The organism is Bacillus cereus group sp. N21, assembly GCF_016483395.1.
In the GTDB taxonomy this organism is placed as follows: Bacteria; Bacillota; Bacilli; order Bacillales; family Bacillaceae_G; genus Bacillus_A; species Bacillus_A pseudomycoides.
Window position 1 is genome coordinate 1 of sequence record NZ_JAEHBX010000454.1, and the last position, 231, is coordinate 231.

The following is a 231-nucleotide window of genomic DNA, read 5'->3' on the forward strand; positions in this document are numbered from 1 at the left end:
GTCCTTCTAAGTTATCATCCATATGCGCACCGTAGAATACACGCTGTATCCCATAAAATGAAGCCCGTTCATCCGTTCTATAATCCCTCTGCACCCACCGCTCTCCTGGACCATCGCGATGATATAAACGCTCAGATGCTCCCTTTACATATGGTTTACTAAGTCGGTGAGACTTTGATAGCCTTGGCCCTTTTCTTTCTATGCATGTTTGTTGAATGTTCCTTACTCTTC

1 pseudogene is annotated in these 231 nt (G+C 44.6%); it reads right to left on the reverse strand.

Features of this window, described 5'->3' with window-relative positions:
* Nucleotides 1-231 (reverse strand): annotated as a pseudogene (locus JDS96_RS31615) (2-isopropylmalate synthase); the annotation flags it as partial.